The following is an 11,858-nucleotide window of genomic DNA, read 5'->3' on the forward strand; positions in this document are numbered from 1 at the left end:
AGCAGGGAGCCTTTCGGCAACGAAAGGTTCCCTGCTCTTTTTTTGTCGGGTTTGGTACATTTCCGACCACTCCGCTGTTATCTTCCAAAGAGTAATACTCAGAGCAAAGTAGGGCCATTGCAGGCCCTGTTTTTTCGGCTGCTCGCCCGCTGTCGCTTCCAAGCAAATAGATGATGCCCAACTACAACGCGGTTACCAAACACATTACCCTGCCGGATGGCCGGCAGATTTCTATCGAAACCGGCAAACTGGCCAAATTTGCTGATGGCGCTGTCGTGGTGCGCCTCGGCGATGCTATGTTACTGGCTACGGTGGTGTCGCAACCAAGTGCCCGTGGCGACGTGGACTTCCTGCCGCTTTCCGTGGATTATCAGGAGAAATTTGGCGGTGCCGGTAAAATTCCAGGCTCCTTCCAGCGTCGTGAAGGTCGTCTTTCCGATCAGGAAATTCTGATATGCCGCATCGTGGACCGCATTTTGCGTCCCATGTTCCCGAAGGACTACCACTACGAAGTACAAGTTCTAATTTCGCTGATTTCAGCCGACAAAGAAGTGCAACCCGACGCGCTGGCCGCCTTGGCTGCTTCGGCTGCTATTACTATATCTGATATTCCGTTTGCTGGCCCAATCTCGGAAGTGCGGGTTGCTCGCATCGATGGAAAGCTGCAAATCAACCCGAAGACGGCCGACATTGCCCGCGCCGACATCGATCTGATTGTAGGCGCCACGGCCGATTCGGTGGCCATGGTAGAAGGGGAAATGGACGAAGTGAGTGAAGAGGAAATGGTGGAAGCCATTGCCTACGCGCACGAAGCTATCAAGGAGCAGTGCCGCGTGCAAAACGAGTTGGCCACTGCCGTGGAAAAGGCGCAAATCAAGCGCGAATACCCCAAGTACGAGGAAAACGAGGACCTCAAATCCCGCGTTACGCAGGGCATCTACGACTTAGCCTATAAAGTGGCCCAGTTGGGTGACACCAGCAAAGCTGGCCGCAAAAAAGGCTTCGGTGGCGTGAAAGAGCAGTTTTTGCAGCAGCTGATTGCCGAGCAGCCCGAACTGGATATGAAGCAGTTTGGCCGCTACTATTCATCGGCAGAGAAAAAAGCCATCCGCGACATGATGATCAAAGAGCGTACGCGCCTCGATGGTCGTAAGCTCACTGAAATTCGTCCGATTTGGAGCGAGGTAAACTACCTGCCCGGTGCGCACGGTTCGGCCTTGTTCACGCGCGGCGAAACCCAGTCGTTGACCACGGTGGCTTTGGGTACTAAACTCGACGAGCAAATCATTGATTCGGCTATGCAGTCGGGGTACAGCAAGTTCATGCTGCACTACAATTTCCCAGCTTTCTCGACCGGTGAAGTAAAGCCAAATCGTGGCCCCGGCCGCCGCGAAATTGGGCATGGCAACCTAGCTCAGCGTTCCTTGAAGCGGGTGCTTCCCGCCGACGAAGAAAACCCCTACACCATCCGTATTGTGTCGGACATTCTGGAGTCGAACGGCTCTAGCTCGATGGCCACGGTATGTGCTGGTTCGCTGGCGTTGATGGATGCCGGCGTGAAAGTGCGGGCAGCAGTGGCAGGTATTGCCATGGGCTTGGTACAAGACAAAGAAACCGGTGAATACGCCGTGTTGAGCGACATCCTCGGTGACGAAGACCACCTCGGCGACATGGACTTTAAAGTAACCGGCACCGAAAAGGGTATTGTGGCTTGCCAGATGGATATTAAAATCCAAGGCTTGAGCAACGAAATTCTGACGGCGGCATTGCACCAGGCACGTGAGGGCCGGCTGCATATCCTGCGCGAGATGGCCAAAACCATCAACGCTCCGGCTGCCGACCTTAAGCCGCATACGCCTCGTTCGCACAAGATGCTCATCGACAAAGAGTATATCGGTGCCGTTATCGGGCCAGGCGGCAAGGTGATTCAGCAGATCCAGAAGGATACCAACGCCACGGTTATCATCGAGGAGAAGGACGAGAAAGGCCACGTGAGCATCTACGCTTCCAACAAGGAAGATATGCAAGCCGCCATCAGCCGGATCCAGGCTATTGCCGCTACGCCGGAAGTGGGCGAAACCTACAAAGGCAAAGTGCGCAGCATTCAGCCCTACGGTGCGTTTGTGGAGATTATGCCAGGCAAAGATGGCCTGCTGCACATTTCGGAAGTGTCGCATGAGCGGCTTTCGGCACTGGAAGGCGTACTCGAGGTAGGGCAGGAAATTGATGTGAAACTGCTCGATATTGACAAGAAAACCGGCAAGTATCGTTTGTCTCGCAAGGTGCTTTTGCCGAAGCCAGAGCGGGCAGCCGAACAGAACGGTGCGGCTCAGTAGCAAACCGTAGAACTTTCGCGGGTACCACTGCGTTGCTAACAACTAATTGGTACCCGTAGGAAGGGTTTTAGATGCTCAACAATTTCAGAAATACATACTTCTCGCGCCCGCAATGAGACAGTTAAAAATCAGCAAGCAGATTACCAACCGCGAAAGCCAGTCGCTGGACAAATATCTCCAGGAGATTGGTAAGGTAGATCTGCTCACACCCGATGAGGAGGTGACGCTGGCGCAACGCATTAAGGAAGGTGACCAGCAAGCGCTGGAAAAGCTGACCAAAGCTAACCTGCGTTTCGTAGTGTCGGTAGCTAAGCAGTACCAAAATCAAGGCCTTTCGCTGGGTGATTTGATCAATGAGGGCAACCTTGGTTTGATTAAAGCAGCCAAGCGCTTCGATGAAACCCGCGGCTTCAAGTTCATTTCTTACGCCGTTTGGTGGATTCGCCAGTCTATCTTGCAAGCCTTAGCTGAGCAGTCGCGCATTGTGCGCTTGCCGCTGAACCGCGTGGGCTCGCTCAACAAAATCAGTAAATCCTTTTCTGAGCTAGAGCAAAAATTCGAGCGTGAACCGTCGCCCGAGGAAATTGCCGAAGTATTGGAACTGACCACTTCTGAAGTGGTTGATACCCTGAAAATTTCGGGTCGTCACGTATCGGTTGATGCTCCGTTTGTGCAGGGCGAAGAAAACCGTTTGCTTGACGTACTTGAAAACGAGGACGAAGAGTCTCCGGACACCGGCTTGATGAACGACTCGCTTCGCAAAGAAGTACAGCGCGCACTAAGCACGCTTACCAAGCGCGAAGCCGACGTTATTACGTTGTACTTCGGCTTAAACGGGGAGCATTCGCTGACACTGGAAGAAATCGGGGAGAAGTTCAACCTTACCCGTGAGCGTGTGCGTCAAATCAAAGAAAAGGCAATCCGTCGTTTACGTCATACTTCGCGCTCCAAAGCGTTGAAGCCGTATTTGGGGTAATTTTCTACCCCGCTAACAAAAGACCCCGGCCTTCCAGTTGGGGTTTTTTGTTGCGAAAAGTGAGGAAGTGGAGCTCTTTTCAGTGTACGAAATTTACTGTTGGCTTCGCGTGTTATAGAGCTAGAGGGTAGTTGCTCGACAGAGCAGCATGCCACTCCGTTCTACTCGCTTACCTTTGCCATCCAAACTCATCATTTCACGGCGCAAGCGCAAGCGTGCGCTACCTGACTCTAATGGAGAATAACACCCCAGAACACATAAAGTGTCTGATTATCGGCTCCGGCCCGGCTGGCTATACAGCTGCTATTTATGCTGCCCGCGCCAACCTAGCGCCCGTGATGTATCAGGGCTTGCAGCCCGGTGGCCAGCTTACCATTACCAACGATGTAGAGAATTTCCCGGGCTATCCTGATGGTGTAATGGGCCCGGAAATGATGGAGGACCTGAAAAAGCAGGCTACCCGTTTTGGCACCGATATCCGTTACGGCATTGCCACTGCCGTTGACTTTTCGGGTCATCCGCACAAAATTACTATCGACGAAAAGCTGGAACTAACCGCCGATACCGTCATTATTGCTACCGGCGCTTCGGCCAAATGGCTTGGGCTAGATTCCGAAATGCGTCTGAATGGTTCAGGCGTATCGGCCTGCGCCGTTTGTGATGGATTTTTCTACCGTGGCAAAGACGTAGCTATTGTAGGTGCCGGCGACACAGCGGCCGAAGAGGCTACCTATCTGGCCAACTTGTGCAGTAAGGTGTATATGATCGTGCGGAAAGGAGAGATGCGCGCTTCTAAAATCATGCAAAAGCGTGTGGTCGACAATCCAAAGATTGAGGTGTTGTGGAACACCGTAACCGAGGAAATTTTAGGTGAGCATGCCGTGGAAGGGGCCCGCGTTAAGAACGCACTAACCCACGAAACGCGTGACCTGAATGTGGACGGATTCTTCGTAGCTATCGGCCACGAGCCTAACTCCAAGATATTTCAGCCATATCTGCACCATGACGAGCAAGGTTATCTGAAAACGCTGCCTGGTACTGCCAAAACCAACGTAGACGGCGTTTTTGCCTGCGGCGACGTGCAAGACTACACCTATCGGCAAGCTATTACAGCGGCGGGTTCGGGCTGCATGGCAGCGCTGGATGCCGAGCGGTACCTGGCTGGTCTCGGCGACCATTAGTGAGCTGGTGAAATAGTGAGATGGTAAGTGACGTTCTAGGCCGTATCCCTGCGGGCTGCAACCAGGACGAACACTTGCCATCTTATTGTTTCTTCACCTCGCCATTTCAACTTTTCATCTTTCTTGCTCTTGCTGAATTTTTTGAAACACTGGCTGCTGCCATTGCTACTGATCGGGCTGTTTCTTGGCTTGCCCGGCCAGCTGCAAGCTCAGCGTCGTCCGGTGCCCGCTCCGAAGGCTAAAGCCGGTTCTGCCAACAAGCGCAGCGACTTTTTTCGCCTCAAGTCGCCTACTATTCGCTACGTACGCCCCGACACTACCATTCTAATTGAAACCGAGGAGCTGCCAGACGACGGTTCCGATGCAGCAAAATCCATCTTTTTCAATCCGGCAAAGAAGCTTTCCATCGTGAGCGAGGATACTTCTTCGTTGAATGAAGGCGGCCAGCACATTGTAGAGGTAAAGGAAGAAGTAAGGATCGATTCTTCCTGGATTCAAGTAGCAGGCTATTATGCTATTTGGGATACGCACAACATCAACCCATACCGGGTGGACGGTCGGCGCATTCGGGATACGCTGAACCTCAAACTCACCGAACCCGAGCGGCAGCGCTACGCCAAGATGCCCCTGGTAAAAACGCCCCTTACGTCGGACTTTGGGTTTCGTGGTTCCCGTTGGCACTATGGAGTCGACTTGGACCTGGAAACCGGCGACTCCGTGAAGGCCGCTTTCGACGGGGTAGTGCGCATCAGCAAATGGGACGGCTCTGGCTACGGCAACTATCTGCTGGTACGGCATTACAACGGCATTGAAACACTGTATGGCCACCTGCAGAAGGCGCTTGTAACGCCGGGTACCTTTGTAAAAGCTGGTCAACTGATTGGTTACGGCGGCAGTACAGGGCGTAGTACGGGTTCCCACCTGCACTACGAAGTGCGGTACGAAGGCAACCCGATTGATCCGGAAAGGATGTATGACTTTCCCGACTACAAGCTGATTAAAGACAATTTCCAGATTACCTCCGCACTGTTCAACTACTACAGTAGGTCCTTGAAATATAGAGGGGGGAGCGTACCAGGAGCTGCTACGCGCAGTAGCAGCAGCCGGGGCAAACCCTCCGCCGCCCGGCGAGTTGTGACGCACAAGGTCAGAAGCGGCGATACGCTGTCAGAAATTGCAGACAAATATGGGGTTTCGCAGGCGCAACTGCGGCGCCTGAATGGTGGAACAGCCGTTCTGCGGATTGGTCGTTCACTGAGAGTTAAATAGAGCGCTTCATGGTGGAAGTGGTAGCAGATTGGTGGTTCCCTAGCTCACGCAGTTGAACAACCAACCCGCTACCACTTCTGCTATTTATTAACCACACCACATGAAACTAGATATCCTGGCCTTTGGGGCGCATCCCGACGATGTTGAAATGTCGGCTTCCGGTACGTTGCTTGCAGCCGCGACGGCAGGTAAAACGATTGGTATCGTGGACCTGACGCGCGGAGAATTAGGCACCCGGGGCACGCCAGCTATTCGGGCGCAGGAAGCGGCGGCGGCCAGCCAGATACTAGGCCTGAGCACCCGCGAAAACCTTGGCTTGGCAGATGGCTTCTTCCGCAACGACCAAGAGCACCAACTGCCCGTTATTGCCGCAATCCGCCGCTACCAGCCCGAAGTAGTGCTCTGTAACGCCATCCACGACCGGCACCCCGACCATGGGCGCGGCTCACAGTTGGTATCGGAGGCCTGTTTTTTGGCGGGTTTGCGCATGATAGAAACACTAGACCACGATGGCCAGCCTCAGCAGCCCTGGCGCCCCAAGCACGTGTACCATTACATCCAGGACCGCCAGATTCCTGCTGACTTTGTGGTGGATATTACCGCGCATTGGTCTGGGAAATGGGAGTCGCTCAAGGCGTATCAAACGCAGTTCTTTGACCCGAATAGCAAAGAGCCGGCTACCTACCTGTCAAGTGAAGAGTTCAGTAAGTTCATGGAAGCCCGCGCCCGCGAATTTGGCCACCTGATAGGAGTGGAGTTCGGAGAAGGCTTCACGCGGGAGCGCACCTTGGGCGTGCGGCAGGTTACAGATTTAATTTGATGCAACGCAAAGCAGAATATACCCACCCGCGTTTTCGAAGAGTGCTCTAACCTAACGTAGAGAAAATAGCAACGTAGTGTTTAGCTTGTGACGTCTTTTTTGACTTCACTTTCGATCTTATGCTACAACCACTACGTTGGATTTACTCTTCATTGGTATCCTGTGTGCTATTGCCCGCTTACACAGCTTCTGCGCAAGCGCCTACTGTGCAGTGGGAACGTTCATTCGGCGGTAGTCAAGCCGATGTGCTAAATACTGCCCAACCTACCTTGGATGGTGGCTTTATACTGGGCGGAGCGTCGAGTTCGGGTGTTTCAGGGGATAGAAGCCAGCCGAACCAAGGTGTTGCCAGTGACTATTGGATAGTTAAACTTGGAGCCGCCGGTATAAAGGAGTGGGACCGTAGGTTTGGCGGCGCGCAAAACGACGAGCTATGGAGTGTGTTGCAAACAGCCGATGGTGGGTACCTTTTGGGAGGCACTTCCTTCTCAGGCATCGGGGGTGACAAAACCCAAGCTGGTCAAGGAAATTTTGATTACTGGGTCGTAAAGCTAGACGCGCAAGGTAATAAGCAATGGGACCGTGCTTACGGAGGAAGTGAAGGTGAAACACTTCGGAGCCTGAAACAAACCTCCGATGGTGGGTATATACTAGGTGGTTATTCGAGTTCTGGTATCACTGGTGATAAAACGCAGCCTAACCGAGCTGATCCAGTCTTTCCTAACAGCACTGACTATTGGATTATCAAAATTGATGTCCAAGGTAACAAGCAGTGGGACCGTACTTTTGGTGGTAATGCAACAGAGTTCTTTTCTGAGATACAGCAGACTACCGATGGGGGGTACATTTTAGGAGGATCGTCTCTGTCTGATGCTTCAGAAGACCGAACAGATGTACTAAGAGGAGTCCGAGACTATTGGATGGTAAAAATAGATGCGCAGGGAAACAAACAGTGGGATCGTGCCTTCGGGGGAAGTGGTACTAATGCTATGCGCAGAGTACAGCAAACTGCCGATGGCGGTTATATAGTATGCGGAGAGTCAACATCGGGAATCTCGGGCGACAAGACTGAACCTAGCAAGGGCGAGAGTGATATCTGGTTGGTGAAACTGGACGCTGCTGGAGCAAAGCAATGGGACCGTACCATCGGCGGAACATCTGGTGATGTAGGCTATGCCATTCAGCAGACGCGAGATGGTGGTTATGCTATTGGAGGATCTTCAGTATCCAATATATCAGGAGATAAAACTGAGTCACCCCGAGGAGGAGGAGATTATTGGGTCGTCAAGTTAAACGCACAAGGCGCCAAACTTTGGGACCGTACTCTGGGGGGCAGTCAGGCAGATCAAGTATATAGCTTACAACAGCTTGCCGACGGCAGTTATATAATTGGTGGTACTTCAGTCTCTGGCGCTACTGGAGACAAAAGCCAGCCCAGCCAAGGAAGCAGCGACTATTGGGTTATAAAGCTCGACAGCGAGTCCCTGCCAATGTCTGCTGCTGCTGTCAACGGTTCTGACTTCCATCAATTGGCCTTATATCCTAATCCTGCCCACGATGTAGTGCAGGTTCAATGGCCTTCTTCGGCAACAACACGGACTGGCTGGCATCTGCACTTGGTGGATGCGTTGGGCCGCACTGTGCTTCGGAAAGCAATAACTGGATTAGCCATTGAGCCGATAGAAATAGCAGTTAAGAATTATCCGTCGGGTCTATACATTCTGCGTATAGAGGGGCCTGAAGGTTCTGTATACAGCCAACGTCTGGCTATCAACTGATTCTCCTACTACTGAAAAAGCCCAGCCAAGTTGGCTGGGCTTTTCTTTTTTATCGTTGGTGCGTTTGCTACCGAACGCCCAATCGGTTTCTTTTCCACGCCGAGCCGGCGGCCGTCGGTGCATCCGAGGAAGCTACTACGGCAGGTTTCTTGTCGGTCATGAGCATTGCCCCTAGTACGGCGGCAAGTTTGGCGGTGCTTTCATCTAGCGGTGCGGGCTTGAGAGCATCGGCCGGGAAATGGTCACGAATGAAATTGGTGTCGAAATTGCCACTCACGAAAGCGGGGTGTTCGAGCACGTAGCGGCCGAAGGCCAGGGTGGTTTCGATGCCAGTAATCTGGTACTCAGCTATGGCGCGCAGCATGCGTGCTATGGCTTCCGTACGGTCTTTGCCAAAAGTCACCAGTTTGGCAATCATGGGGTCGTAGTAAATAGGAATTTCCATGCCTTGCTCGAAGCCGTCGTCGACACGCACGCCCGGGCCTTGGGGGCGCACGTAGGTGGTGAGGGTTCCGATATCAGGCAGGAAGTTGTTCTGCGGGTCCTCGGCGTACACGCGCAGTTCCAAGGCGTGGCCGGTGATAGTGAGGTCTTCCTGCGCAAAGCGCAATGGCACGCCCTGGGCTACTTGTATTTGCTCTTTTACCAGATCGAGGCCGGTAATCTGTTCGGTTACGGGGTGCTCCACCTGCAGACGCGTATTCATCTCCAGGAAGTAGAAGTTCTTGTTTTCGTCGAGCAGAAATTCCACGGTACCAGCTCCGGTATAAGCACAAGCGCGTGCTACATCCACGGCGCATTTACCCATAGCAGCACGCAGTTCAGGCGTGAGCACCGAAGAAGGCGCTTCCTCGATTACCTTCTGATGACGCCGTTGGATGCTACATTCCCGCTCAAATAAGTGCACAATGTTGCCATGCTCGTCGCCAAGAACTTGAATCTCGATGTGCCGGGGCGACCCAATGTACTTCTCTATGAACACCGAACCATCACCAAATGCCGAGGTGGCTTCAGACACAGCTAGCTGCATTTGTTCCTCGAACTCATCGACCGAGTTGACAATGCGCATGCCCTTGCCGCCGCCACCAGCCGAAGCCTTGATCAGAATAGGGAAGCCTACTTCCCGGGCTATGGATTTGGCTGCCTCCACGTTGGTGATGGCCTCTTCTGTGCCGGGCACCATTGGAATACCGTAGTGCGAGACAGCCGCTTTGGCTGCCAGTTTAGAGCCCATCAGCTCCATTGCTTCCGGCGAAGGCCCTACGAAAATCAATCCGGCCTCTTTTACCATACGAGCAAAGCCCGCGTTTTCGCTTAGAAAGCCGTAGCCCGGGTGAATAGCGTCAACCCCTAGTTGCTGGCAGACCTCTATAATCTTGTCGCCTCGTAGGTAGCTTTGGGCGGAGGCCGGTGGGCCTACACAGACGGCTTCATCCGCGTAGCGTACGTGCAACGCATTGCGGTCGGCCTCCGAATAGATAGCTACTGTTTGAATGCCCATTTCCTTGGCGGAGCGTAATACTCGCAGGGCAATTTCGCCGCGGTTGGCAACGAGCAGCTTGGTTATTCTTTTCATATAGGGGTGGGAGAGGACGAGAGAAAGTAAAGAGCGTGCGGCGTTAAGATGGTTATTTAACCAATCAGCAAGTAAAGAAACGCCTTTCCGGCGTCTCCGTAAAGCCCTTTACCTGATTCTGTGCGGAGGGATAGAGACTAGGAAGCCAGCTAGTAGGCTGTTACTTTTACAGATTGCCATAACTTTGTACATTATCGGAGGGTTAAGTGCAATCTTAACTACTCATTTTTCTTTTTCACATTTAACTTGTTCCCTCGTGGATCTTTTCGAAAAGATTGCCGCTAACCGCGGCCCGCTGGGTATTCACTCGCACTATGCGCACGGCTATTTTGCATTCCCTAAGCTGGAAGGCGAAATCAAGCCCCGTATGATTTTTCGCGGCAAAGAAGTACTTACCTGGAGCTTAAACAACTATTTGGGTTTGGCCAACCACCCGGAAGTGCGCAAAGCTGATGCCGATGGGGCAGCCGAATTCGGCATGGCCCTGCCGATGGGAGCGCGCATGATGTCGGGCAATTCCAACCTACACGAGCAACTGGAAAGTGAGCTAGCCGATTTCGTACAGAAGCCGGACTGCATGCTGCTCAACTTCGGCTATCAGGGCGTAGTAAGCATCATTGATGCGCTAGTGAACCGGCACGATGTTATTGTGTATGATGCCGAATCGCACGCTTGCATCATTGATGGGGTGCGCTTACACCAAGGCAAGCGGTTCGTGTATCCGCACAATGACATGACCAGCCTGGAAAAGCAGCTCCAACGGGCCAAGCGCATTACCGACGAAACAGGCGGCGGCATCCTCGTTATTACGGAGGGCGTTTTCGGTATGTCGGGCAACATGGGCGACCTCCGCGGGGTGCTGGCATTGAAAGAGAAATACGAGTTCCGTTTGTTTGTTGACGATGCCCACGGCTTCGGTACAATGGGCACTACAGGGGCTGGAACGGGCGAAGAACAAGGCGTGCAAGATGGCATAGACCTATATTTTTCAACGTTTGCGAAGTCTATGGCGAGCATCGGTGCCTTCGTTGCGGGCCCCGAAAACGTAATTGAATATTTGCGCTACAACATGCGGAGCCAGATTTTCGCCAAAAGCTTGCCAATGCCGCTCGTAGTGGGCGCCATCAAGCGGTTGGAGTTGCTGCGGACCAAGCCAGAGCTGAAAGACAACCTGTGGACCGTAGTACGGGCGCTGCAAAGTGGTTTGCGCGAAAAAGGCTTCAATATTGGTACCACGCAGTCGCCGGTAACGCCTGTGATGCTGCAGGGCCAGATTTCGGACGCAACTCAGATAACCTTCGATTTACGCGAGAATTACGGCATTTTCTGCTCTATTGTCGTATATCCGGTGGTGCCAAAAGGCGTGATTATGCTGCGTCTTATTCCTACGGCGTCTCATACGCTCGACGACGTGACGCAGACCATCAGGGCCTTCGAAATGGTAGCCGAGAAGCTCAACAAAGGGCTGTATTCCAAGGCAGAGGTGCCAGCAGGGCTTTAGGTAGCTTAATTGCTAAAATGAATGGAGGCCGGAAATCCGAGAGGGTTCCGGCCTCTGCTTTTTGTACTATGGCAACAAAACCAGATGGGGTTGCTACGGCGAAAGTGCATGAACAAAGGCCAAAATGTGCCTCTCGGGCTGACTAGGCGGCTTTGAAAAAAAATATGAGCTGTTGCTTGTATTTGAAATCCCTGTATATTAGGCCCCAACAAACCCATTGTTTCATTCCTCTCAACCCCATCAAACATGAGCAATTTTAGCGACCTCAAGGACCTCGTGCTAGGCCTGGAAAGCGACTTCGAGAAATTCTACGACAAGAAAAACTCGGCTGCCGGTACCCGCGTTCGTAAAGGCATGCAGGAACTGAAGAACATGGCACAGAGCATCCGTACGGAAGTACAGAACGCGAAAAACAGCGCTA

Annotated in this window: 8 protein-coding genes and 1 pseudogene; 8 read left to right on the top strand and 1 reads right to left on the bottom strand. The window is 52.8% G+C overall.

The genetic code is table 11. From position 1 onward, the window contains the following. Nucleotides 1-173 precede the first annotated feature (173 nt). The 6 genes from pnp to MTX78_RS11165 all read left to right on the top strand — a co-directional run bounded on the left by pnp (nt 174) and on the right by MTX78_RS11165 (nt 8,360). Entirely contained in the window at nt 174-2,336 is a 2,163-nt protein-coding gene (gene pnp, locus MTX78_RS11140) for a polyribonucleotide nucleotidyltransferase (protein WP_243802867.1), read from the top strand. A gap of 112 nt (nt 2,337-2,448) precedes the next feature. After that, nucleotides 2,449-3,312: a sigma-70 family RNA polymerase sigma factor gene (locus MTX78_RS11145; protein ID WP_022823752.1), complete on the top strand. Its 864-nt coding sequence runs from the start codon at nt 2,449-2,451 to the stop codon at nt 3,310-3,312. A gap of 233 nt (nt 3,313-3,545) precedes the next feature. After that, nucleotides 3,546-4,493 carry a thioredoxin-disulfide reductase gene (gene trxB / locus MTX78_RS11150; RefSeq protein ID WP_243802653.1) on the top strand — a complete coding sequence of 316 codons (948 nt, stop codon included), beginning with the start codon at nt 3,546-3,548 and terminating at the stop codon, nt 4,491-4,493. 141 nt (nt 4,494-4,634) lie between these two features. Further along, a complete protein-coding gene (locus tag MTX78_RS11155) occupies nt 4,635-5,762 on the top strand; it encodes a peptidoglycan DD-metalloendopeptidase family protein (RefSeq protein WP_243802655.1) in 1,128 nt (375 codons plus the stop codon). Nucleotides 5,763-5,862: 100 nt separating this feature from the next. Further along, on the top strand, nt 5,863-6,582 hold the full coding sequence (bshB1, locus tag MTX78_RS11160) for a bacillithiol biosynthesis deacetylase BshB1 (protein ID WP_243802657.1): 720 nt from the start codon (nt 5,863-5,865) through the stop codon (nt 6,580-6,582). Nucleotides 6,583-6,701: 119 nt separating this feature from the next. Then, the gene (locus tag MTX78_RS11165; RefSeq protein WP_243802659.1) at nt 6,702-8,360 is read left to right on the top strand and encodes a T9SS type A sorting domain-containing protein; all 1,659 of its coding nucleotides are present in this window, start codon (nt 6,702-6,704) and stop codon (nt 8,358-8,360) included. A 67-nt stretch (nt 8,361-8,427) separates the two neighbouring features. Here MTX78_RS11165 and accC read toward each other — a convergent pair whose 3' ends face one another. Then, a complete protein-coding gene (gene accC, locus MTX78_RS11170; RefSeq protein ID WP_243802662.1) occupies nt 8,428-9,936 on the bottom strand; it encodes an acetyl-CoA carboxylase biotin carboxylase subunit in 1,509 nt (502 codons plus the stop codon). Between the two features lie 256 nt (nt 9,937-10,192). On the opposite strand from accC, the gene MTX78_RS11175 reads away from it, so the two are divergent. Continuing rightward, nucleotides 10,193-11,437: an aminotransferase class I/II-fold pyridoxal phosphate-dependent enzyme gene (locus MTX78_RS11175; RefSeq protein WP_243802664.1), complete on the top strand. Its 1,245-nt coding sequence runs from the start codon at nt 10,193-10,195 to the stop codon at nt 11,435-11,437. A gap of 246 nt (nt 11,438-11,683) precedes the next feature. Continuing rightward, nucleotides 11,684-11,854: pseudogene (locus MTX78_RS11180) on the top strand (histone H1); the annotation flags it as partial. Nucleotides 11,855-11,858: the final 4 nt, after the last annotated feature.

Source organism: Hymenobacter tibetensis, from assembly GCF_022827545.1.
GTDB lineage: Bacteria > Bacteroidota > Bacteroidia > Cytophagales > Hymenobacteraceae > Hymenobacter > Hymenobacter tibetensis.

Coding starts and splice junctions, on each gene's coding strand:
- MTX78_RS11165 (WP_243802659.1), top strand. CDS start 6,702: ATGCTACAACCACTACGTTGGATTTACTCTTCATTGGTATCCTGTGTG.
- bshB1 (WP_243802657.1), top strand. CDS start 5,863: ATGAAACTAGATATCCTGGCCTTTGGGGCGCATCCCGACGATGTTGAA.
- MTX78_RS11145 (WP_022823752.1), top strand. CDS start 2,449: ATGAGACAGTTAAAAATCAGCAAGCAGATTACCAACCGCGAAAGCCAG.
- trxB (WP_243802653.1), top strand. CDS start 3,546: ATGGAGAATAACACCCCAGAACACATAAAGTGTCTGATTATCGGCTCC.
- pnp (WP_243802867.1), top strand. CDS start 174: ATGCCCAACTACAACGCGGTTACCAAACACATTACCCTGCCGGATGGC.
- accC (WP_243802662.1), bottom strand. CDS start 9,936: ATGAAAAGAATAACCAAGCTGCTCGTTGCCAACCGCGGCGAAATTGCC.